Annotated in this window: 21 protein-coding genes; 16 read left to right on the top strand and 5 right to left on the bottom strand. The window is 34.9% G+C overall.

The window, feature by feature from the left end; translation table 11 throughout:
* The first annotated feature begins 5 nt into the window (after positions 1-5).
* The 15 genes from N0B48_RS22365 (at position 6) to N0B48_RS22295 (ending at position 15,269) form a co-directional block, all read left to right on the top strand.
* Positions 6-1,040: a polysaccharide biosynthesis protein gene (locus N0B48_RS22365; RefSeq protein WP_259841679.1), complete on the top strand. Its 1,035-nt coding sequence runs from the start codon at positions 6-8 to the stop codon at positions 1,038-1,040.
* 110 nt (positions 1,041-1,150) lie between these two features.
* Positions 1,151-2,338: a glycosyltransferase family 4 protein gene (locus tag N0B48_RS22360; protein WP_259841678.1), complete on the top strand. Its 1,188-nt coding sequence runs from the start codon at positions 1,151-1,153 to the stop codon at positions 2,336-2,338.
* 16 nt (positions 2,339-2,354) lie between these two features.
* Positions 2,355-3,335, top strand: coding sequence for an NAD-dependent epimerase/dehydratase family protein (locus N0B48_RS22355; protein WP_259841677.1), 981 nt, complete (start codon positions 2,355-2,357; stop codon positions 3,333-3,335).
* Positions 3,336-3,433: 98 nt separating this feature from the next.
* The gene (locus N0B48_RS22350; RefSeq protein WP_259841675.1) at positions 3,434-3,856 is read left to right on the top strand and encodes a WxcM-like domain-containing protein; all 423 of its coding nucleotides are present in this window, start codon (positions 3,434-3,436) and stop codon (positions 3,854-3,856) included.
* A 1-nt stretch (position 3,857) separates the two neighbouring features.
* The gene (locus N0B48_RS22345) at positions 3,858-4,976 is read left to right on the top strand and encodes a polysaccharide biosynthesis C-terminal domain-containing protein (RefSeq protein ID WP_259841673.1); all 1,119 of its coding nucleotides are present in this window, start codon (positions 3,858-3,860) and stop codon (positions 4,974-4,976) included.
* A gap of 332 nt (positions 4,977-5,308) precedes the next feature.
* Positions 5,309-6,193 carry an O-antigen ligase family protein gene (locus N0B48_RS22340; protein ID WP_259841671.1) on the top strand — a complete coding sequence of 295 codons (885 nt, stop codon included), beginning with the start codon at positions 5,309-5,311 and terminating at the stop codon, positions 6,191-6,193.
* Positions 6,141-7,277 (top strand): non-hydrolyzing UDP-N-acetylglucosamine 2-epimerase, encoded by a 1,137-nt coding sequence (gene wecB, locus N0B48_RS22335; protein WP_259841807.1) that lies wholly within the window; start codon positions 6,141-6,143, stop codon positions 7,275-7,277. The genes N0B48_RS22340 and wecB overlap by 53 nt, the downstream gene beginning before the upstream one ends.
* Complete coding sequence (locus tag N0B48_RS22330) at positions 7,277-8,482, top strand: glycosyltransferase family 4 protein (RefSeq protein ID WP_259841669.1); 1,206 nt, start codon at positions 7,277-7,279, stop codon at positions 8,480-8,482. Before wecB ends, N0B48_RS22330 begins: the two co-directional genes overlap by 1 nt.
* Positions 8,483-9,376, top strand: coding sequence for an NAD-dependent epimerase/dehydratase family protein (locus N0B48_RS22325; protein WP_259841668.1), 894 nt, complete (start codon positions 8,483-8,485; stop codon positions 9,374-9,376).
* Positions 9,377-9,379: 3 nt separating this feature from the next.
* A complete protein-coding gene (locus N0B48_RS22320) occupies positions 9,380-10,342 on the top strand; it encodes an MraY family glycosyltransferase (protein ID WP_259841666.1) in 963 nt (320 codons plus the stop codon).
* 10 nt (positions 10,343-10,352) lie between these two features.
* Positions 10,353-10,898 carry a dTDP-4-dehydrorhamnose 3,5-epimerase gene (gene rfbC, locus N0B48_RS22315; RefSeq protein ID WP_259841664.1) on the top strand — a complete coding sequence of 182 codons (546 nt, stop codon included), beginning with the start codon at positions 10,353-10,355 and terminating at the stop codon, positions 10,896-10,898.
* A 95-nt stretch (positions 10,899-10,993) separates the two neighbouring features.
* On the top strand, positions 10,994-12,295 hold the full coding sequence (gene rimO, locus N0B48_RS22310) for a 30S ribosomal protein S12 methylthiotransferase RimO (RefSeq protein WP_259841662.1): 1,302 nt from the start codon (positions 10,994-10,996) through the stop codon (positions 12,293-12,295).
* A gap of 382 nt (positions 12,296-12,677) precedes the next feature.
* Positions 12,678-13,289: a phage tail-like protein gene (locus N0B48_RS22305; RefSeq protein WP_259841660.1), complete on the top strand. Its 612-nt coding sequence runs from the start codon at positions 12,678-12,680 to the stop codon at positions 13,287-13,289.
* Positions 13,290-13,316: 27 nt separating this feature from the next.
* Positions 13,317-14,072: a hypothetical protein gene (locus tag N0B48_RS22300; RefSeq protein WP_259841659.1), complete on the top strand. Its 756-nt coding sequence runs from the start codon at positions 13,317-13,319 to the stop codon at positions 14,070-14,072.
* An 825-nt stretch (positions 14,073-14,897) separates the two neighbouring features.
* Positions 14,898-15,269: a septal ring lytic transglycosylase RlpA family protein gene (locus N0B48_RS22295; protein WP_034729183.1), complete on the top strand. Its 372-nt coding sequence runs from the start codon at positions 14,898-14,900 to the stop codon at positions 15,267-15,269.
* 62 nt (positions 15,270-15,331) lie between these two features.
* On the opposite strand, the gene N0B48_RS22290 is transcribed toward N0B48_RS22295, so the two are convergent.
* The 5 genes from N0B48_RS22290 to N0B48_RS22270 form a co-directional block, all read right to left on the bottom strand.
* Positions 15,332-16,096 carry an exodeoxyribonuclease III gene (locus N0B48_RS22290; protein ID WP_259841658.1) on the bottom strand — a complete coding sequence of 255 codons (765 nt, stop codon included), beginning with the start codon at positions 16,094-16,096 and terminating at the stop codon, positions 15,332-15,334.
* Entirely contained in the window at positions 16,093-16,386 is a 294-nt protein-coding gene (locus tag N0B48_RS22285) for a YciI family protein (RefSeq protein WP_259841657.1), read from the bottom strand. The genes N0B48_RS22290 and N0B48_RS22285 overlap by 4 nt, the downstream gene beginning before the upstream one ends.
* A gap of 122 nt (positions 16,387-16,508) precedes the next feature.
* Complete coding sequence (gene porX, locus N0B48_RS22280) at positions 16,509-18,053, bottom strand: T9SS response regulator signal transducer PorX (RefSeq protein WP_259841655.1); 1,545 nt, start codon at positions 18,051-18,053, stop codon at positions 16,509-16,511.
* A gap of 133 nt (positions 18,054-18,186) precedes the next feature.
* Positions 18,187-19,830, bottom strand: coding sequence for a S41 family peptidase (locus N0B48_RS22275; RefSeq protein ID WP_259841654.1), 1,644 nt, complete (start codon positions 19,828-19,830; stop codon positions 18,187-18,189).
* Between the two features lie 180 nt (positions 19,831-20,010).
* The gene (locus tag N0B48_RS22270; protein ID WP_259841653.1) at positions 20,011-20,784 is read right to left on the bottom strand and encodes an NYN domain-containing protein; all 774 of its coding nucleotides are present in this window, start codon (positions 20,782-20,784) and stop codon (positions 20,011-20,013) included.
* A gap of 212 nt (positions 20,785-20,996) precedes the next feature.
* Between N0B48_RS22270 and N0B48_RS22265 the strand changes: the two genes are divergently transcribed.
* Positions 20,997-22,223, top strand: a complete 1,227-nt coding sequence (locus N0B48_RS22265) for an HD domain-containing protein (RefSeq protein ID WP_259841652.1) — start codon at positions 20,997-20,999, stop codon at positions 22,221-22,223.
* Positions 22,224-22,240 lie beyond the last annotated feature (17 nt).

Raw genomic sequence — 22,240 nt, 5'->3', positions numbered from 1 at the left:
CGCATATGCAGATTAAAGATAAAATACTTCTTATTACAGGAGGAACAGGTTCATTTGGAACTGCAGTCTTGAGAAAATTTATAAATACAGATCATTTCAAAGAGATTCGTATTTTTTCCCGGGATGAGAAGAAGCAGGATGATATGAGAAATCAGTTTAGAAATGATAAACTGAAATTTTATATAGGGGATGTGAGAGACTATAAAAGTATTGAACCAGCAATGAAAAACGTAGATTATGTTTTTCATGCAGCAGCATTGAAACAAGTTCCTTCTTGTGAGTTTTTTCCTATGCAGGCTGTAAAAACCAATGTTGAGGGAACACAAAATGTTATTGATGCAGCAGCTAATAATAAGGTTAAAAAAGTAATCTGTTTAAGCACAGATAAAGCAGCTTATCCTATCAATGCAATGGGTATTTCTAAAGCTATGATGGAAAAAGTGGCTGTAGCTGCTTCCAGAAATTTAGATGAAACAGTAGTTTGCCTTACCAGATATGGAAACGTAATGGCTTCCAGAGGATCTGTAATACCTTTGTTTATCAAACAAATCAAAAATGGGGATGAGATTACCATCACAGACCCGAATATGACCCGATTCTTAATGTCGTTAGAGGAAGCTGTAGATTTAGTATTGTTTGCATTTGAACACGGAAATCCTGGAGATTTGTTTGTTAATAAAGCTCCTGCAGGTACCATAGGTGACTTAGCTCAGGCATTAAAAGAAATGTTTAAAGCGGATAATCCTATAAAGATCATTGGAACCAGACACGGTGAAAAGCTGTATGAGACTTTATGCACCCGTGAAGAAATGATCAAAGCGGAGGACATGGATAATTTCTACAGAATTCCGGCTGATAACAGAGATCTGAATTATGCGCAGTATTTCTCTGAAGGAGTAAAAGATATCTCTAAAATAGAAGATTACCATTCACATAATACAGAACAACAGGGTGTTGAAGGAATGAAACAGCTTCTATTAAAGCTTCCCCTGATAAGAAAAGAAGTATTGGGCGAAGATGTGTTACAGTATCCGGAGTAAGATTGCAAAATAAAGCGATCATATTTTCAGATAAAATTTATAAAAGAATAAAGGTTACACAGAGCAGTTAGTCAAAGGAGTCATTTGAAATCATAACTTGTCTTAATAAAATGAAAGTATTAATAGTAACCGATTTTTTTGGAAACGATTTGACTTACATCGAAAACGAGTTGGCTAAACAATATGTGAAATTTGGCCTTGAAGTCTTTGTTATCTGTTCACTTACAGATAATCCCTTTGATTTTTTTAATGACACCTACCATAGCCATAAAAAAAAATCTGTACAGATAAGTAATGGGATAAAAGTATACAGACTGCCCTATAAGATCAATATAAAGAAAAGAATAAAAAAATTCAAAGGAGTTTATGAGATTCTAACACTTGAGAAACCGGATGTTATTTTTTTTAATAGTATTCAGCCGGATATCAAAGAGGCTGTAAAGTATAAAAATGAAACAGGCTGTGATATCATTTTGTATTCTGAAACAGATTATAGTAACTCTGCAAACAATTGGGTCTCATTGAACGTTTTACATAAAATTATTTGGAAAACGATTTTTCATAAATATAAAAAACATATTTCGAAAATATTTTTTGCAACACCTGCAAGTTCAGACTTTTTGAAAAATGTATATAATATTTCTCATAACGAGACTGAATTACTGCCTTTGGGGTGTGACTATGAACTTTCGGAAAACGTAAGAAATACATTTGACAGAGTAGCTTTCAGAAAAAAAATGGGTATAAATAACTCAGATCATGTCCTGATAACAGGAGGAAAGCTTAATCCTAAGAAGAAAACAGAAATTGTTATAGAAGCAGTTAATATGCTAAAAAAATCAGATCTGCATTTGATTATTTTTGGAACTCCGGATAATGGATTTGAAGAATATTATGAGCATCTGAAAAAAATAGGACAGAATGTGAATATTCATTTTACAGGATGGCTATCACCCGATTCTTTCTATGAGTATATGGCAATTTCGGATATCGCTGTATTTCCGTCTAGCCAATCGGTTTTGTGGCAGCAGGCAATAGGTATGCATCTGCCTCTGATAGCTGGAGATTCAGGCTGGCAGGATATGTCTTATCTTAATTTTTATGATAATATTATTAAAATTGAAAAAGAAAATATCACGCCCATAAAATTTGCTGATGCAGTGAATCAGCTTATTTCAAGTCCTGAAGATCTTATAAAAATGAAAAAAGGAGCCGCAAAAGCTGCAAAAGAACATCTTAATTATACTATATTAGCAAAAAAAACACTGGAAGGCTCTGATCATAATTTTTCAAAATAATTAAATTCACAAATGTATGTCGGTTCTTTTAAATGAAAAAAAAGTTATTGTAACTGGAGGATTGGGATTTATCGGTCATAATCTCGTAAAAGCTCTGATAGACCGTTTTAACTGCAATGTTGTCGTTATTGATAACTGCAGTAATAGTAATCCTACTGTACTGAACGAATATAAAGATAGATTTTTATTTTTGCAGGCTGATGTTTTAAATGTTGAGGATTATTCGGATCATATAATTGACAGTGATTATATTTTTCATTTAGCTTGTTCACATATATCAGCTTCTACTCAAAATCCGGAACATGATCTTAATGTCAACGCTTTAAGTACATTGAGAATTCTGAATTACTTAAAACAAAATAATTCAGAAAAATTGGTGAGGTTTATTACGGCTTCTTCTTCTTCTGTTTATGGAAATATGGGCAATCATGATTCTCCGTTTGATGAAAGCGCACCTCCGGATATTTTAAATAATTATGCGGCGACTAAACTATTAAGCGAGCATTATGCTTTACTGTATAGTACAAAAAATAATATTCCGGTTACCATTCTTAGATATTCAAATGTCTATGGCTATGGCCAGTCTTTTGATAATCGTTTTTGCGGAGTTTTAGGAATGTTTATACACAATGGTTTAAAAGGAGTTAATCTCAAAATTATTGGAGATGGAGAGCAAACCAGAGATTATACATTTGTGGATGATGCTGTAAATGCAACAATTCTGGCGTCTACATCTGACAATGCATTAAATGAGGTATTTAATGTAGGTACTGGCCGGGAAACATCAATTAATAAAATAGTGTCAATCATTAAAAATTTGATCCCTGATACGGAAACTGAGAAACTGAGCAAAAGAGATATAGATAATATTACCAGAAGATGTATCAGCTATGAAAAAGCTAAACAGAAATTAAACTGGGAACCTGCCGTAGATGTGGAGAATGGAATTGAATTAACTATAAATTGGTATAAAAATTATCTGAATACAGCTAATTAATCCCCGTGTAATTGAAAGACTTAAAATAAAATATAATTAATAAATAATAGGACAAAACTAAAATTGGAACTATTATTTTTGTAGTAGCTTTATTGCCCATGGATATCCCTGAAATCTTTGAAGGTGGAAAATATTCTGATGAAAGAGGAAGCCTCACTTTTAATAATAATTTCAATGCTTCTGAAATTAAAAGAATGTACTGTATTGAAAATGCAGATACAAAATTCATTAGAGGCTGGACGGGGCACAAGATAGAACAACGTTGGTTTTCGGTTCTACAGGGACATTTTTTGATTAGATTGATCAAAATAGACAATTGGGAAAAACCGTTAAAAGAATTAAGTGTTTTGAGATTTGAAATAGATTCAGAGAATTTAAATGTTCTTCATATTCCAAGAGGATATGCAAGCGCAATTCAGGCCCAAAAAGAAAATTCAAAACTATTGGTAATGGCAGATTACTCTTTAGGAGAGATAGATGATGATTATCGTTTCCCTATAGATTATTTTGAAAATATATAAGATGAAAAGAATAGGAATTACAGGACAGAATGGGTTTGTAGGCTCACATTTATATAATACTTTAGGTTTAAAACCTGATCAGTTTGAAAGAATCAACTTTGAAAGATCATTTTTTGAAGATTCTGAGAAACTGGATGAATTTGTAAAACAGTGCGATGTCATTGTACATCTGGCAGCTATGAACCGTCATCCTGATCCTGAAGTGATTTTTAATAATAATATCGATCTTGTAAAGACATTGGTGGGTTCATTGGAAAGAACAGGATCTCAAGCACATATTCTATTTTCATCATCGTCTCAGGAAGAAAAGGATAACTTATACGGAAAATCTAAAAAAGAAGGAAGAGAGCTTTTTGCAGAATGGGCAGAAAGATCCGGCGGAAAATTTACCGGATTGATTATTCCCAATGTTTTTGGACCGTTTGGAAAACCTAATTACAATTCATTTATTGCCACCTTTTGTTATAAACTTACGCATGGTGAGAGCCCTGTAATTGATAATGATGGTGAGGTAAAACTTATTTACGTCGGAGAACTTGTTCAGGAAATCATCAGTAAAATTGAAGCTGCTGAAACCCACGATTTATATGAAGTTCCACATACATCCGAAAACAAAGTTTCAGAAGTTCTAAGTAAATTGGAAAATTATAGAAACCTATATTTTGAAAATGGAGAAATTCCTGAACTGGCAACAACATTTGACTTAAATCTTTTCAATACTTTCCGTTGTTATTTCGAAATCAAGGATCATTATCCTGTAAAATTTACTCAGCACGTTGACCCAAGAGGAGCTTTTGTGGAAGTGATCAGACTTGGAATTGGTGGGCAGTGTTCTTTTTCTACAACAGTTCCGGGAATCACCCGTGGAAATCATTTCCATACTAGGAAAATAGAAAGATTTGCTGTCATAAAAGGAAAAGCATTAATCCAGCTCAGAAAAATTGACACAGATGAAGTACTGGACTTTTATCTGGACGGAAACGAGCCTGCTTATGTAGATATGCCCATCTGGTATACCCATAACATTAAAAATATTGGAGACGAAGAATTGTACACCATTTTTTGGATCAACGAACCGTTTAATGCCGAAGACGCAGATACTTACTTTTTGGAGGTTTAAAGATGGAGTTACTAAGAAAGAATAATATAGAGTTCTTTTTCGTTTTCCTTATCACATTTGGATATATTTTTTTTTATTCATTTGCTGTTCCTTTCCGTATATCCAACCATTTTTTTATTGTTCCTTTTCGCTTTATTATATTTTGTTTAGCCTTAAATATTATTTATAAGAATTTTGAAAATATAAAAAAAAGAAAATCTACAATATTTTTTATTTGTCTTTTTTGGCTCCTTTATTTATTTAAAACCTTTTACAGTTTTAATCACTATACTTTTTCCGCTCAGACACAGAGCCTAGAATATGAGATCTATATAAGGATTGTATGTCTGAATATGATTCCTTTTGTAGCGCTTTTAAGCATTAATTTTTCAAAAGAAATGGTTGAAAGGCTGACCCATATTATTTTCAATTTTCTATTAATAATGCTGGGGTGCAGTTTTTTATATGTTATTCTGGTAAACCCTATTTTTGCAAGATCAAGCGGTTTGTTCGTCAGCTATTATATCAATACTGGGCACTATGGGCTTTCATTGATTGTATTATCAGTCTTTTATTATTTCATATCACCGCAAAACAAAATAAAACCGGCATTAGGATTGGGATTAGGTTTATTCACCTTACTGATTTCTTCTGCCAGAAGCCCTATGCTGGCGGGTGCAGTCCTTGTTATTATCATGTTTTTCTATATCAATAAGATTAAATATTGGTTGGCATTGGCAGCTTTTATCATCGTTTTTATAATAAGTATCTATTACCTGAGATATAGCGCTTTTTCTACAGAATATATTGTAAGAATTTACGATGCTATTTTTGAAGGTAACGGCTATGGAAGATCTTATTATTTATCTAAAGGATGGGATGTTTTTAAAAATAATCCACTATTTGGAGGAACTACTTTATTTGAAGATGCAATGTATCCTCATAATATTTTTGTGGAGGTACTGATGAGTATGGGAATAGTGGGCTTTATTTTGCTTGGCTTATATTTTAAAGATCTCGCGAAATTTAAATTAAAGTATATTAAAGAAAATGTTTATTATTTACCGTACTTTTTATTTTTCGTTCAGTATCTCGTTCTTGTTCAAACTTCTTACTGTATCTTTGCCAATATTGAATTTTGGTGCTTTTCAGCAGTAATTATATCTATAATTTTATTTTGTTATGATGAAAAAATTAAAAGTTATGACAGTCGTGGGAACACGACCGGAGATCATTAGATTATCAAGAGTATTATCAGCTTTGGATGCTTCCGAGGCTGTAGAACATATTATCGTTCACACCGGACAAAACTACGATTATGAACTGAATCAGATCTTTTTTGAGGATCTGGGATTACGTAAGCCTGACTACTTTCTGGAAGCAGCAGGAAAAACAGCTACAGAAACGGTTGGGAATATATTGATTAAAATTGATCCTCTTCTTGAAGAGATTCAGCCTGATGCTTTTCTGGTTTTGGGAGATACCAATTCATGTCTGTGTGCGATTCCTGCAAAGAAGAGACAGATCCCTATTTTCCATATGGAAGCTGGAAACAGATGCTTTGATCAGAGAGTTCCGGAAGAGACCAACCGTAAAATTGTAGACCATACTTCAGATATCAATCTTACCTATTCGGACATTGCCCGCGAATATTTGTTAAGAGAAGGTCTTTCTGCTGATAGAATTATCAAAACAGGTTCTCCAATGTTCGAGGTTTTGACACATTATCTGCCACAGATTGAAAGTTCAGATGTTTTAAAAAGACTGGACTTAGAAGAAGGGAAATACTTTGTGGTATCATCACACAGAGAAGAAAACATCAATTCAGAAAAGAATTTTAATGGATTAATGGAGAGTCTTAATGCCATTGCAGAAAAATTTGGATATCCTATCATTGTTTCTACACACCCAAGAACAAGAAATATGATCGATAAAATGCAGATCGCAGTAAGACCGGAAATTCAGTTCTTAAAGCCATTGGGCTTCCACGATTATAATGCGCTTCAAATGAGAAGTTATGCAGTATTATCCGATTCAGGAACCATTTCAGAGGAATCATCGATTCTAAACTTCAGAGCGCTTAACATTAGAGATGCTCATGAAAGACCTGAAGCCATGGAAGAAGCATCAGTGATGATGGTGGGACTTTCTCCTGAGAGAATTTTACAGGGATTGACTCAGCTTCAACAGCAAAAGACAGGAAAGGAAAGAAACTATAGACCGGTATCTGATTATTCCATGCCCAATGTCTCTGAGAAAATGGTACGTATCATTTTGAGTTATACCGATTACATAAACAGAGTAGTTTGGAGCAAAAAATAATGAAGAATCTTTGGATAGCAACTGAGCTTTTTTATCCTGAGGAAACTTCAACCTCTTTCATTCTTACCAAAATAGCAAACAAACTTTCAGAAAAATATAATGTAAAAGTTGTTTGTGGAGATCCTGTATACGATAAACAAAAGAAAAGTGAAAATTTTATACTTAACTCAGCTGTTGTTGTTCATAGGATAAAAGGTTTTGGAGGTAACAAAAACAGTCTGATAAGCAGATCTTTGAGATTTATTTTTTTAAGTCTCTCGATCTTCTTCTATCTTTGGAGAAAAGTGAAGAAAGGCGAAAAAGTTTTTATTGTAACCAATCCGGCTCCTTTAATTCTGCTTATCTCAATACTCAAGAAATTTAAAAAAATTGAATTGGTTATTTTGGTCCATGATGTTTTTCCGGAAAATACAATTCCGGCTGGAATTATCAAATCCGAAAAATCATTGGCATACAAAATCCTGAGAAGGATATTTGATAAAGCTTACTCAAATGCCGATCAGCTGATCACATTGGGACGAGACATGCAGGAAGTTATTGAGAAAAAGATTCGAAAGTACAATAGCAATTCAAAAATTGAGATCATTGAAAACTGGGGTGATGTTGAAAACATTTATCCACTTTCAAAAGAAAAAGTTTTTGATAACGATTCTCCATTCAAAAATAAAACTATTTTTCAGTATGCAGGAAATATAGGTAGGGTTCAAGGCCTGTTGGAAGTATTGGAAGTCATTAAAAAAGTTAATAATGACCAACTTGCTTTTTATTTTGTAGGAGAAGGCGCTGTGAAACAAAAGATGCTTGAATATGTACAGGAAAACCAACTTCAAAACGTTTATTTCGACGGAGCCTATTCAAGAGAAGACCAGCTTTCGGTATTAAACAAGGCAGATGTAGCGTTTGTAAGTTTGGCACCTAAAATGTTTGGCCTGGGAGTTCCCTCCAAAACATATAATATTTTGGCTGCAGGAAAACCCATTTTATATATTGGTGAAAAAAACAGCGAGATCGATTTGCTTGTAAAAGAAGAAAATGTAGGATATTCATTTCAGCATTTCGAGCAACAGAAACTGGTGGATTTTTTTAATTCATTTGATGAAAAATCAATTCTGGATTTGAAATTGAAAAAAGAAAAAGCAAGAAAAGTCGCTGAAGAAAAATTTTCGGAAAACACAATATTGAACAAATTTTATAATACGATCTAAATGAAAGTACTATTCACAGGGGCTAACGGTTTTTTAGGAAGGAATGTAATTCCCTTGCTTAAAGAAAAAAATCTCCAGATAAAAACTTTTGGAACCAGTAATGCAGATTATGTATTTAATATTGCCAATACCATAGTTCCATTTGATGAAAAATTTGATATCGTTTTTCATGCCGCGGGAAAAGCACATTCCATCCCTCAAAATCAGGAAGAAGAAAAGCTTTTTTATACTGTAAATTTTGATGGAACCAAAAATCTTTGTAATGCTTTAGAGAAAAATTTGCCGGATTATTTTATCTTCATCAGTACAGTTGCCGTATACGGAAGAGATTTTGGCGAAAATATAAATGAAAATACAGCATTAGACGGACATACTCCCTATGCAAAAAGTAAAATTATGGCCGAGGAATTCCTTACCGGTTGGTGCAAAAAGAATAATGTTAAATTATTTATTCTAAGACCCTCATTGATCGCTGGACCTAATCCTCCCGGTAATTTAGGAGATATGATTAATGCAGTAAGGAATGGGAAATATTTTAATATTGCAGGCGGTACAGCCCAGAAAAGTATATTTTGGGTAGAAGATTTTGCTGAAATCACGACTCGTATTATAGGCAGAGATGGAGGCGTTTATAATGTCTGCGATAATGCGAATCCTAGTTTCAAAGAGATTTCGGATACAATTTCAACTATTTTAAATAAAAAGTCACCGGCAAGTATTCCCTATTTTGTAGCTAAATCGCTTGCAAGAGTAGGTGATTTGCTTGGAAATAAAGCTCCTATTAATTCTTTAAGATTAAGAAAAATTACAGATTCTCTTACTTTCTCTAACGAAAAAATAAAAAGAGAATTAGATTTTAATCCTTCCAACGTAATGGAAAAATTTCAACTATAATTTATGGAATTTGCAATTGTAATAATTTTACTTTTTATATCAATGTTGGCTTACTTCAGAATTGCTGATAAGTACAATATTATAGATAAGCCCAATCACAGAAGTGCACATACACAGATTACATTAAGAGGTGGTGGAATTATTTTTCCCGTTGCTTTCATTATTTTTTGTCTGTTCAATCTTAATGAGGCGATACAAAATTACTGGGCTTTCGGACTTGGGCTTTTGGCGATATGTACCATAAGCTTTGTAGATGATGTTAGAACTTTATCGAATAAAATCAGACTTTCTGTTCATTTGGTTTCGGTTGTTCTGCTTTTATATTTTACCGGAGCTTTTGCTTTAATGCCTTTCTGGACATGGCCAATACTGTTCGTAATAATAATTGGCACCCTGAATGCTTACAACTTTATGGATGGTATTAATGGGATGACGGGACTCTACAGTCTTATAGCGCTTGGTTCCTTAGCTTATATCAATAAAGAGATCATTTCGTTTACAGATGAAAATTTTATAGTGTATCCCATTTTAGCATGTGTTGTATTTCTTTTTTTTAATTTTAGAAAAAAAGCGAAATGTTTTGCCGGCGATGTCGGAAGTATGGGGATAGGCTTTTGGGTGATAGGGCTCATTACTCTTCTTATCATGAGGACTAGTGAATACAAGTATATTTTGCTTCTTTCAATTTATGGAATCGAGGTTGTGCTAACCATCACAGAAAGATTACTTTTAAAAGAGAATATTTTTGAAGCACACAGAAGGCATTTATATCAGCTTTTTGCCAACGAGAAAAAAGTTTCACACTTAGTGGTAAGTTCTGTGTATGCTATTTGTCAACTGTTAATTAACATATTTTTAATTCATTCGCAACTTCCTGTTTGGGTTATTATTTTGATTATATTTATTCCCACAGGCGGAATTTATTTAGCATTAAAATGGAACCTGAAAAAGGAGTATAATTTATAGAAATATAACCATGAAAATAAAAGAAACCCCGCTTAAGGATTGTTATATCATAGAACCCACTATATTCGAAGACGAGAGAGGTTATTTTTTTGAAAAATTTAATGAGAAAAAATTTGAAGAACTGACCGGGATGAACGGACATTTTGTTCAGGATAATATCTCAAAATCCTCCTATGGCGTTCTCAGAGGGCTTCACCTGCAGAAAGGAGAACATGCTCAGGCAAAACTGGTTTCCTGTCTGGAAGGAAAAGTTTGGGATGTGGCGGTAGATCTTAGAGAAGAGTCTCCGACTTTCGGAAAATGGTTCGGAATAGAGCTTACAGCAGAGAATAAAATACAGATGTATGTTCCCAGAGGATTCGGTCACGGATTTTCCGTACTGAGTGAAACAGCCGTTTTTTCTTACAAATGCGACAATTTTTATAACAAAGAATCAGAAGGGAGCGTCAAATTCAATGATCCGGATCTCATGATAGACTGGAAGATTACTGAAAAAGATATGGTACTTTCTGAAAAGGATGTGAATGCACCAAGTTTCGGACAGAAAAATTTTTAAATAAAACCTTGAAAACCACTTTGCTAAAGTGGTTTTTATTTTTTGATCACTACTCTTTTATTATTTCGTATCTTTGCACACTCAAAATCAAAACGATGCGCACAAAATCTGTAGGGAAGAAGAAAATCAATGTGGTTACACTGGGATGCTCCAAGAATGTATATGATTCTGAAGTATTAATGAGCCAGCTGAAAGCTAATGGAAAAGAAGTGGTTCATGAAGGCCGCGGAGATATCGTAGTGATCAACACATGTGGTTTTATTGATAATGCTAAGGAGGAATCTATCAATACCATCTTGGATTACGTAGAAGCAAAAAACAGAGGCGAGGTCGAAAAAGTTTTTGTGACCGGTTGTCTTTCAGAAAGATACAAGCCGGATCTTATTAAAGAAATTCCGGATGTAGATCAGTACTTTGGAACCAGAGATCTTCCGATCCTGCTAAAGCATTTGGGTGCAGATTACAAGCACGAGCTGGTAGGAGAAAGATTGACCACTACGCCCAAGCATTACGCATACCTTAAGATTTCAGAAGGCTGTGACAGGCCGTGCTCTTTCTGTGCAATCCCTTTAATGAGAGGAGGACACATTTCTACTCCTATTGAAAAATTGGTTTTGGAAACTCAGAAATTAGCAAAAAAAGGAACTAAAGAAATTATTCTTATCGCACAGGATCTTACGTATTACGGTCTTGATATTTATAAAAAACGTGCGCTTGGAGAACTCCTAAAAGAATTGGTGAAAGTAGAAGGGATCGAGTGGATTCGTCTTCATTACGCTTTCCCTAGTGGTTTTCCTGAAGATGTTCTGGATATCATCCGTGAAGAACCTAAAGTTTGTAATTATATCGATATTCCTCTTCAGCATATCAATTCCGATTTGTTGAAATCTATGAAGCGTGGAACAACACATGAAAAGACGAATGCCTTGTTAGCCAAATTCAGAGAAAAAGTTCCTGATATGGCGGTGAGAACTACTTTGATCGTAGGATACCCGGGAGAAACAGAAGAAAGATTCCAGGAGCTGAAAGACTGGGTAAGAGAGCAGAAGTTTGACAGATTAGGATGTTTCACCTATTCTCACGAAGAAAATACCGGTGCTTATGTACTGGAAGATGATATCTCGCAGGAAGTGAAAGAAGCAAGAGTGGAAGAGATTATGGAACTGCAATCGCAGATTTCATGGGAGAAGAATCAGGAAAAAATCGGAAAAATTTTCAGATGTGTATTTGATAGAAAAGAAGGGAATTATTTCGTTGGAAGAACAGAATATGATTCCCCAGATGTAGACAATACAGTTCTGGTTTCGGCAGATGAAACATACATCTCCATCGGAGAGTTTGCTGAGGTCAAAATAACATCTGCAGAAGAATTTGACTTGTATGGTGAACTGATCTGATAGCTTGCAAGTTATAGCGATTATGTCAAATTTATTTTTTCTACATATTATTGAAAATATTAATAAAATTTAACACTATTTATACGATTGCTTAATTTCAGATAATATTGATTTTCAATACTTTATTGTTTTGTTAAATAAAAGTATTCTATTTTTTTAATATTATATGAATAAATTTGAAAATTATGTCTTAAATTTGCGCAATAAGCAATGTTTTAAAATCAAATGCTTCAAGCAGTTGCCTATTTAAAAAAGCTGAAACACAGACAGCCAGAATGATAAGCACAAGTTGAGATGCATCTTCCATTTTGGAAATATTGATGAAAAATAATGTAATTTAAATCTTTAAAAACTTATGAAAAAATTTTTATTAACAGCGACGATGCTCGTTGGCCTTTCGGCAGTTTCCAAGGCTCAGCAGGGACGTGTAGGGATTAACACGACCGCACCTTCCTCCACATTAGACGTAGTAGCCAATACTACAGATAATGCCAGACCTGATGCCTTACTAGTCCCTCGTATGACAGCAACAGAATTATCATCCAAAGATGATACTGCTGGCACTTATGGTGCTCCGCAAAACGGGGCTCTTGTTTATATTACTTCTGGCACAGGTTCCGGTGCAAGAAAAGTGAAAATTACCGGAGCAGGATTCTACTACTTTGATAATACGGTTCCTGAATGGAAACCTTTCGGAGGTGGTGGTAGTACTCCTAATGCTGTTATCCCGGTTAGAACTTCAGCAAGTGGAACAGATTTGTCTGCAGCTGATTTAAATGGTTATGTATTTATTAGTTCAAATGCTGATTTATCTACAATACCTGTGAGTGCAGCTACAAAAGGTAAAACCATCACACTGGTTAAAGTGGGTGGTCCTGCATCGATTACTGTTAACGGTATGAGTGCAACTTCTGTTAATTCTCTTGGGGTTAATGGTAGAGGGCTTGGGTTTGTATACGACGGTACCGCTTGGCAATCATATTCTGCACAATAATTAATAACTTTAATACACATTTAAGTCATGAATAAAAAATTTTTACTGATCGCTGCCGCTACGCTGGCAATATCCCAATATTCAAAGGCACAATTAAGAACCAATGGTTTTGCTAGTGGAAACATCAATGGACAATCAGCGTTTATGGATGCTTCTGGTGCAACAAATGGTTTCAGTGCAGATACAAATACTACTGATGGAAAAGGTTTGGTTTTTCCAAGAACGAACCTAGTGAATTTTACATTTGCTACGACTACAGGTGATGAAGATAACTTTCCTACTGCATATGATGGTATGATCGTTTATAATACTGGTACTGGTAATACACCAGCAACAGGTTCTGGTATTGGAGCACAAGCTATCGTTCCAGGGTTTTATTATTTCTCAAACCCAACAGCAGGTCCAACTTCCGGAAACTTTTCAATAGCATCTGGTAGATGGTTGGCAATGGGAGCTTCTCCTAAAGTAACTATCGGTACTGCTGAAACAGCTACAAATACTCTTATAAACACAGGGGTAGGCGTTGACAAACAACTTTTTGCTAAAAAAGGAACTTTCACCGCTAGTGGTACTTCAACTGCAGTAGATATTCCTGCTCCTACAGGGATGACTACTTTATATGGTATCACAATTTATAAAGCTGGTACAAACACTGTTTATGACAGAAGCTTGTATTCTTTCACAGTGGCAACAAGTGCTGGAAATGCAATTACAGGTTCACCAAGCATGTCAGTTGTTTACCCTTCGGGAACATATGACTATGTAATAGAATATTTAAAATAAGATTTAACCCTTATACTGTATAAAATATAGAACCAATGAGCAATCATTGGTTTTTTGTTTAAGGAGAGGTATAGATGTTCATTGACTTTAATGCGAGATAAACTAGCTAGTATTCAATAGGGAGACCAGGCAAATGTTTTTATCTTTCAAACTACTATATAAATTAACTTCATTCAAGAGTTCGGATTGATTTTCTTCTATACTATATATAAGGTATCAGAATCAGACGTTTTAGATTAAATGATAATAATCTTTTTCTCTCTGAATTTTGCGCCTGATTTCGTTCGGTAGTTGGGATGGAATAATAATTTACAGTCGATTATAAAATCCATTTGGTATCCAATTTGATAATATGAAAAGAGAACCTTGAAAAAGAAGATCAAAATATAAGAGTTTAAATAAATGATTTTTAGAGAATAATTCATTTACTTGTTAAAAACCATTGTTAAAATAAATACTGCTGATTGCAATATCAGCCTTAAAAGACTTCTATCAAGTGGTTCTGTAGATTAAAGTTCTTAAAACTTTTAGATTTTAAAATCACTGAAGTGATTTTATTCAATTTTCACAAATTACATAATCATTTGATTATCAATTAGTTTTTGTTTTTGAATTTTGGATTTTTTCGTTAATAAGTTAATTATGTTAACTTTTGACCTGTTTTTTTAACGTTTTTTAACAGTGTGGTCTAAAACCCCTGTTAATAGGAACTTACAGGCCTTGTTAACATATTATTTTGTTTTCGTTAACGGTTTTTAACATATGGAGTAGGGACTTTACAACATTCCTTATACTTTTGCTCCGTCAAAACCAATAAAATTCAAGATGATGAAAAGATTCATTCTCGTAATCATAATGATGATTTCAACCTTAGGTGTTTATTCTTTTACAGGTAATACCTTAGATGCGAAGAAAACAAGTTATGCATCGTACTACCACGATAAGTTTAATGGTAGAAAAACAGCAAGCGGAGAGATCTTTAGTAATTCAAAGTTCACCGCTGCAAACAGAACGCTTCCGTTTGGAACTAATATTAGAGTTACCAATCTGAACAATGGAAAACAGGTGATAGTGAAGATTAATGATAGAGGACCTTTCCATGCATCAAGAGCATTAGATATTTCTAAAGCTGCGTTCGATGAAATCGGAGATATCAGTCATGGTACCATTCCGGTTGAATATGAAATTGTCGACTAAATTTATGATTTAAATTTAAAAAAGCCAGCTGATTCAGCTGGCTTTTTACTTTTATAGTCTTTCTATATATTAAATTCCAATAAAGCAGGGCAGTGGTCGGAATGAACGGCCTCTTTTAATATCACCGCTCTTGAGAGTTGATCTTTAAGAGGGTAAGTGGCAAAATTGTAATCCAATCTCCAGCCTTTATTCTTCGCTCTTGAATTCTGTCTGTAGCTCCACCACGTATAATTATCCGGTTCACTATTGAAAAAACGGAAACTGTCGATCAGCTCACATTCTTCGATAAAGCTGGTCATCCATTCCCTTTCCATCGGCAGGAAGCCGGAAACATTCTTTAAACGGACCGGATCGTGAATATCGATCGCCTGGTGACAGATATTGAAATCTCCCGAAATAATAAGGTTAGGGATCGTTTTTCGTAATTCCTTGATGTAAATCAGGAAATCGTGGCAAAACTGCATCTTAAATTCCAGCCTTTCAATATTACTGGCGGACGGTACATAGACGGAAATAACAGAGTATCCATCAAAATCCGCACGGATGATCCTCCCTTCATTATCATAGCTTTCAATACCACATCCGTATTCAATATGATTCGGTTTGATTTTAGACGCAATTCCGACGCCGCTATAGCCTTTTCTTACGGCAGAATGCCAATGACTGTGATAACCGATTTTCTGAAGGCTTTCAATATCGATCTGGTCGTTTCCCGCTTTGCTTTCCTGGATGCAGACGATGTCCGGATCAGCAGTCTTTAACCAGCCTAAAAAATCTTTCGTAAAAGCAGCCCTGATTCCGTTGACATTATAGGTAATTAACTTCATGAGTTTGTTATAAAAAATTTAAAGTGTTCGTTGTATTTTGATGGAATAAATTCAATGATTTCATAATCCGCTACCTGATGAATATAAAAGGGATCTCTTCTGATGATTTCTTCAACTTTATCCTTAGAACCCGCATTGGAAAGAATAATTCCTCCCGTCCTCGGCTCTTTCCTTCCATAAGCAATAAAATGTCCGGCGTTGTACTGTTGATCTAAAAAAATATTGTGTTCTGGAATGAAACGTTCCACATCCTCAAGTGAAGTTTTGTAGGTCAGCGAAATAATAAACATTGTTTTTTTGCTAAGATAGGAACTCTTTGAGATTTTTAAAAGAGGCTGAAAAAAAGAAGCGGCAAAAATCGAATGATTTTTGCCGCCTTAAACCCAAAATTTTAAATAAACTATGAAAAAAACTACTTGGGTTCTAAAATGCTGATAGGAATAATACATTCCTCCAATGAGATTCCACCATGCTGGTAGGTTTCTTTATAGTAATTTACAAAATGATTGTAATTCTTAGGATAAGCCAGGAAAATATTGTTTTTCGCAAAAATATATTTCGAACTTAAATTTCCTTTTGGGAGGAACAGCTTTTCAGGATTGGTAATGGCCCATACATCGCTGTCATCATACGTCAAGCTTTTCCCTGTTTTATAACGGATATTCGTTGATGTTTCACGGTCACCCACTACTTTACTAGGTCTTTTAACATACACGGTTCCGTGGTCTGTAGTGATCACCAGTTTGTAACCGCTTTCGGCTGCTAACTTAATGATTTTTAAGATGGATGAATTTTCAAACCAGTTATAGGTAAGAGATCTGAACGTTTTATCATCACGGATCAGCTGATCTACAATATGATTATCCGTCTTGGCATGCGAAAGGATGTCGATAAAGTTGTAAACAATGACTAAAAGATCATTGTTTTTATGCTGATTAAAATCATCGTAGATCTTACGCTCAAAATCTGCATTCAGAACTTTAAGATATTTCATTGATTTAGATCCAAGCCCGATTCTCTTCATCTGATCTTCAAGGAAGTCACGCTCAAATTCATTCTTATTTCCTTCTTCATTATCATTGAACCATTTGTCCGGAAAACGTTTTTCTATCTCAGACGGCATAAGGCCGGCAAAGAAAGAATTTCTTGCGTACTGTGTAGCTGTAGGAAGAATACTGTAATAATAATCTTCAGAAACTTTATTGTAGTATTTTGTGAATAAAGGTTCGATCACTTTCCACTGGTCAAAACGAAGGTTATCTACCATCAAAAGAAGAACTTTGTCCTTTTCTACTTCAGATTTGATTTTTTCTTTGAAAAGCGTGTGGCTCATCATCGGTTTGTCGGAATCCGTAAGCCAGCCCTCATAATTTTTTTCAATGAATTTAGCGAACTGAATATTAGCTTCCTCCTTTTGCGACTGCAACAGATCTGCAAATTCATTATCCGCTACTTTATCAAACTTGATTTCCCAGCTTAAGATTTTCTTATAATATTCTGCCCATTCCTGATAGGTTCTCAGATAAGAAAGTTCCATAGACAGGTTTCTGAATTCCTGCTGGTACTGAAGAATTGTTTTTTGCTCCACAAGATTGTCCTCCTGCAGATTCTTTTTTAATGAGAGTAAAATCTGGTTAGGATTTACAGGCTTAAGAATGTAGTCAGCGATCTGAGATCCGATGGCTTCTTCCATAATATGTTCCTCCTCACTTTTTGTAACCATCACGATCTTTAAAGAGTTGTCTTTCTCTTTAATCATGGGAATGGCTTCCAGTCCCGAAATGCCGGGCATATTTTCATCGATAAGCGTTAATGCAAACTTTTCTGAATCCATTAGTTCCAGAGCCTCGTTCACATTATTAACAGGGGTTACGTGGTAACCTTTTTTTTCTAAAAATACGATATGGGGTTTGAGTAAATCTATTTCATCATCTATCCATAATATCTTTTCCGACATAATTTAATTTTTTACATGGTTATTGTATCAAAATGTTGACCAATTCCTTTTAAATTCTCACAAATTAGAGAGAATAATAGTTAAATATTAGTTAAATGAAAATCCGGTGAATCATTACTTCTATTTAATCTATTTAAAAACCGGTCTTTATATATTCTAAAGCTCTTTCCAGAACTTCATCTTTTCCTTCCTTTACGCCTTTTACGGTAGGTTTTACCATTATATCAGGAATGATTCCTATCCTCTGGGTCTCTCTTCCGTCCGGATAATAAGCACCCAATCCTGTAAAGCACGTGTCCAGGTCTGCAATCTTAAACCTGATAATGTCACCATTTGCCCCTGAAGTATTGCTCCCGATAACTTTGGCTTTCGGATGCTGTTTAAACATCATCGTGGTAGTTTCTGCCTGACTCTGCGTGTTCTCATCTGCCAAAACCACTACGTTCCCTTTATAATAATCCGGATTCTTTCTGCCGATGGTATTTTTTGCGCTATAAAATTTACTCAAATAATTGGTCTCCGGAAAATTAAATTGATAATAAATTGATTTTTCCGGCAGAATCATCTTGCTTAAGGGAAAAATGGTCTGTTTGGGATAATTTCTCAGATCAAAAATAATGGACTTTGCGGATTTTAATTCCCTGTACATATCGTCCAGATCGCTCTTTTCAATGATCCCCATATTCACATACCCTGTCTTTTGCTCTGCATCCAGAAACTTCCATTTTTGCACAGCTGGTGGCTTTTCCCAGACGATATCTTTGAGAAGATAGGTTTTGGTTGTCAAACTCAGATTCTGGCCGTCCCGTTCAATTTTAATCGTAAGAGAATCAGTATTACTGAAAAGAAAAAGACTTTTCACTTTTGTAATTTTCCCCCATGAATTGGAGGCAGGAACATATTTTCCAAAACTGTTCACCATTTGTGGGATCGTCCGGCCATTTACATCATAAATGACATCACCCTTTTTCAACGGAATTTCTTCGTTGAATTTATTGCTAAGAATCTTTGTTACCACCAATTTTCCTTCCGCATACGTATATTCTACAGGAACTTTTCTTCTCCCATACTGATGGGCATTGATCAAAGGGGAATACAAAAAAGCATGGGAATCATCCACTTTGGTTACCAGTTCAGCAAGGGTAAGATGATAGCTTTCGTCAGTATTGGCATTAAGGAATTTCGGGATCATCTCAGTTAAAACATCATTCCAGTTCTGATCCGTCTGATATTTATAAGGAAAAAAATACTCTACCAGATTCCAGTATCTGAAAAGTTCCAAAAGGCTCGTCTGTTTAGACGTAAATTTTGAACCGTATGAATTCTCATTTTTGAAATAAACCTTTTTTCCACCGTTTCCGATATAATGATTACTTCCAAGATTTCTGTTGTTTTGAATAAACGAAAGCTGACGGCTTACTTTTTCATTGAACAGATGTTGATCATTCATCCAGTTCAGATCAAAATTTCTCAAAAAATAAACCTTCTCCTTATTCTCTGTGGAACATTTTTTACATTCATCAACTTTTCCCAGGTTGTTGATCCATTTAAAATACAATTCATTCAATTGATCTTTGTTCTGGATATGATCAAGTTCATCAATTTTCTTTAAAAGTTCCCGGTCCCATTCAAAATTTCCTTTTGCCACATGAGGATGGTAATATTTTAAAAATCCCCAGACTTTACAAAGTGACTCCAGTTTTTGGGTCTCAGATAAAGTTTGTGCATAAAAAGGGATACTTAAAAATGATAGGATGAAAATGAATAAGCTTTTCATGAAGGGATACTAGTTTATTAAAGCGATCAAAGGTAAATGTAAAACCAATATCACGCAAAGCTTAACGTAGGTTAGATTCATAAAATATGGTAAAAGCTTATGAAAGGACATCTTATATTTTTAAACAGAAATAGTCTCGTGGATTTTAGTCTCAATTCTAATGAGAGTTGCTGATAAAAACTATTTTTTTTTCACTAAAGGATGGTTCGTCTCATTTCTCACCACTTCAAAATGAGGAAGGTCATCAAATAATTTCGATAACGTAGAATATCCATACGTTCTTGAGTCAAAACTGGGATCGATCTTTCTGATATTGGTACCAAGCGTAGAAATAAAAGCCATGTCATTTTCATTGGCTGAAATTTCAAATGCTTTTGAAATCGTTTCCTCGTCTTTCCGGGATAAAAAGCTTTGAAAGTCAGGAATTTTAGAAATAACAGTTTCTTTTTTTACCGGATCTTCAGTTTTGTTTTCTTTGATCTTGTGGTTTTCAGCTTTTGGCTCCTTTTTTATTTTTGGGGTAATATTTTCAGTATAAGTAAATATATCGCAGGATTTCACAAAAGCTTCAGGCGTTTTTTTCTCTCCGATACCCATGACGAAAAGTCCTTCCTCACGGATCCTTTTGGCCAGGCCGGTATAATCGCTGTCACTTGACACGATACAGAAACCTTCAACACTTTTCCCGTGCAAAATATCCATAGCATCAATAATCATGGCTCCATCCGTTGAGTTTTTCCCGCTGGTATATGAAAATTTTTGAATAGGATTGATGGAATAGAGATTAACAAGATCTTTCCAGGAATTCATACTTTGGGAAGTCCAGTCACCATAAATCCTCCTGATCGTAGCTTTGCCATATTTTGAAACCTCTTCAATGGTTTCTTTTAATAGTTTGGCCTGAGCATTATCACCATCAATAAGAATAGCAATATTAAATTTTTTGTCACTCATAGTTTTGCGTGTTGGATGAAAAATAATTATTCGCGCTGATTAATTTATGGGAGGAATAATTTCTAAAAATTAATATACTTAAATTTAATGAAATGGCCGGACATATTCCGGGTTTTTTTTGATTCCGGTTCGTTTTTAGATGATTATGAATGAAAATTAAATAAGGCTAAAATTTAAAATCCCTAACTTTGTTTACTAATATCAACCTTTCAATGCAGAACAAGCTAAAGATCATCAACGACCCCGTTCATGGTTTCATCAGAATCCCACACGAAATTTTATTTGATGTTATCGAACATCCTTACTTTCAAAGATTGCGGAGGATAGGGCAAACCGGACTGTTGAATCTCATCTTTCCCGGAGCTACGCACACAAGATTTCATCACGCCCTGGGAGCAATGCATCTGATGTTTACAGCATTGGAAACCCTGCGTCAGAAAGGAATTAAGATCACCGAAGAGGAAGAAAAAGGCGCGATGCTTGCGATTCTGATGCACGATATCGGACACGGACCGTTTTCCCACGCCCTGGAAAATATGCTGATGGACGACTGGCACCACGAAAAACTTTCGCTGTTGCTGATGAATAAATTAAATGAAGAGTTTGGAGGCCAGCTTTCTGTAGCAATCGAAATGTTTCAGGGGAAATACCATAGGAAATTTTTCAACCAGCTTATTTCGTCGCAGCTTGATGTCGACAGACTGGATTATTTAAATAGAGACAGCTTTTTTACGGGTGTTTCAGAAGGAAATATTAATACACAGAGAATTATTTCGATGATGAATGTCTCTAGTGAAGGCGAATTGGTCATTGATGCTAAAGGCGTGTATTCTATTGAAAATTTTCTGACGGCCAGAATGTTTATGTACTGGCAGGTGTATTATCATAAAACCTCGGCACTGGCTGAGTTTCTTTTGGTTAAGATCCTGGAGCGAGCAAAATATCTGGTTTCGCAGGGTATGGATCTGCCGGCAGGGGAGAATCTTACATATTTTCTGCACCGTGCAAAAAGTTCAGCGACCGATGAGGATATTTATCGGTTTAACCAGCTTGATGATAATGATATAATTCATGCCATGAAATCCTGGCAGACTTCTGATGACTTTATCCTTTCTTATTGGTGTAGGTGCGTCATTCAGCGAAATCTTCCCAAAACCGTTATTTCTACTCGTCCTTTTGATCCGGAATTTATTGAAGAAAAAATAAAAAAGACCAATGAATTTTTCGGAATCGATAATGGAAAGGAGCTTGTGCATGAAATAAAAAGAAAATTACTGCCGTATGATACCGAAAAGCAGCCGATTTACCTTCTTCAGAAAGATGGCAAAAAGATAAGGCTGGAAGAGTCCCAGGACCAATTGTTGTCGGGCCTTATGGTTCATAAGACGGCCCGATATATTCTCACTTTTCCAAGGGATATTTCCAACATAATTTCTTAAATAATATTAAAATTCAC

Source organism: Chryseobacterium herbae (genome assembly GCF_025154075.1).
Taxonomy (GTDB): domain Bacteria; phylum Bacteroidota; class Bacteroidia; order Flavobacteriales; family Weeksellaceae; genus Chryseobacterium; species Chryseobacterium herbae.
Note: the sequence above shows the minus strand (reverse complement) of the source record. Positions and strands in the feature narration are given on the sequence as shown.

Excerpts from the sequence above, each read along its gene's own strand:
- N0B48_RS22350 (WP_259841675.1), top strand. The coding sequence starts at position 3,434 with ATGGATATCCCTGAAATCTTTGAAGGTGGAAAATATTCTGATGAAAGA.
- wecB (WP_259841807.1), top strand. The coding sequence starts at position 6,141 with ATGAAAAAATTAAAAGTTATGACAGTCGTGGGAACACGACCGGAGATC.
- N0B48_RS22345 (WP_259841673.1), top strand. The coding sequence starts at position 3,858 with ATGAAAAGAATAGGAATTACAGGACAGAATGGGTTTGTAGGCTCACAT.
- N0B48_RS22330 (WP_259841669.1), top strand. The coding sequence starts at position 7,277 with ATGAAGAATCTTTGGATAGCAACTGAGCTTTTTTATCCTGAGGAAACT.
- N0B48_RS22295 (WP_034729183.1), top strand. The coding sequence starts at position 14,898 with ATGATGAAAAGATTCATTCTCGTAATCATAATGATGATTTCAACCTTA.
- N0B48_RS22305 (WP_259841660.1), top strand. The coding sequence starts at position 12,678 with ATGCTCGTTGGCCTTTCGGCAGTTTCCAAGGCTCAGCAGGGACGTGTA.
- N0B48_RS22270 (WP_259841653.1), bottom strand. The coding sequence starts at position 20,784 with ATGAGTGACAAAAAATTTAATATTGCTATTCTTATTGATGGTGATAAT.
- N0B48_RS22275 (WP_259841654.1), bottom strand. The coding sequence starts at position 19,830 with ATGAAAAGCTTATTCATTTTCATCCTATCATTTTTAAGTATCCCTTTT.
- N0B48_RS22300 (WP_259841659.1), top strand. The coding sequence starts at position 13,317 with ATGAATAAAAAATTTTTACTGATCGCTGCCGCTACGCTGGCAATATCC.
- N0B48_RS22285 (WP_259841657.1), bottom strand. The coding sequence starts at position 16,386 with ATGTTTATTATTTCGCTGACCTACAAAACTTCACTTGAGGATGTGGAA.
- porX (WP_259841655.1), bottom strand. The coding sequence starts at position 18,053 with ATGTCGGAAAAGATATTATGGATAGATGATGAAATAGATTTACTCAAA.
- N0B48_RS22320 (WP_259841666.1), top strand. The coding sequence starts at position 9,380 with ATGGAATTTGCAATTGTAATAATTTTACTTTTTATATCAATGTTGGCT.
- N0B48_RS22325 (WP_259841668.1), top strand. The coding sequence starts at position 8,483 with ATGAAAGTACTATTCACAGGGGCTAACGGTTTTTTAGGAAGGAATGTA.
- N0B48_RS22340 (WP_259841671.1), top strand. The coding sequence starts at position 5,309 with ATGATTCCTTTTGTAGCGCTTTTAAGCATTAATTTTTCAAAAGAAATG.
- N0B48_RS22290 (WP_259841658.1), bottom strand. The coding sequence starts at position 16,096 with ATGAAGTTAATTACCTATAATGTCAACGGAATCAGGGCTGCTTTTACG.
- N0B48_RS22365 (WP_259841679.1), top strand. The coding sequence starts at position 6 with ATGCAGATTAAAGATAAAATACTTCTTATTACAGGAGGAACAGGTTCA.
- rimO (WP_259841662.1), top strand. The coding sequence starts at position 10,994 with ATGCGCACAAAATCTGTAGGGAAGAAGAAAATCAATGTGGTTACACTG.
- rfbC (WP_259841664.1), top strand. The coding sequence starts at position 10,353 with ATGAAAATAAAAGAAACCCCGCTTAAGGATTGTTATATCATAGAACCC.
- N0B48_RS22265 (WP_259841652.1), top strand. The coding sequence starts at position 20,997 with ATGCAGAACAAGCTAAAGATCATCAACGACCCCGTTCATGGTTTCATC.
- N0B48_RS22355 (WP_259841677.1), top strand. The coding sequence starts at position 2,355 with ATGTCGGTTCTTTTAAATGAAAAAAAAGTTATTGTAACTGGAGGATTG.
- N0B48_RS22360 (WP_259841678.1), top strand. The coding sequence starts at position 1,151 with ATGAAAGTATTAATAGTAACCGATTTTTTTGGAAACGATTTGACTTAC.